Below are 229 nucleotides of genomic sequence, written 5' to 3'. Positions count from 1 at the left end.
AGCTGGCCGATGAAATCGGCCTCGCACTTCTTCTCGACCACCTCACCGAACTGTACGTCGCCGCTGGCGCCGTATGCGCAGGCTTCGAACTGCTTCATGGCACGCTCGCAGCCCGGCGCCGCGTTCAGGGCCACGATGATGTCATCCATCGACGTGGATTTGGCCTGGCATTCTTCGGCGGCGAGAGCCGCGCCTCCCAGAAAGCCTTTCAAGAGAACCAGGGCCAGGC

1 pseudogene is annotated in these 229 nt (G+C 63.3%); it reads right to left on the bottom strand.

Features of this window, described 5'->3' with window-relative positions:
• A pseudogene (locus tag RAD10_RS42645) lies at positions 1-227 on the bottom strand (hypothetical protein); the annotation flags it as partial.
• Positions 228-229: the final 2 nt, after the last annotated feature.

It is taken from the genome of Bradyrhizobium sp. 23AC, from assembly GCF_054863025.1.
The sequence above is the reverse complement of the archived record's forward strand: the minus strand, read 5'-3'. Positions and strand labels throughout refer to the sequence as shown.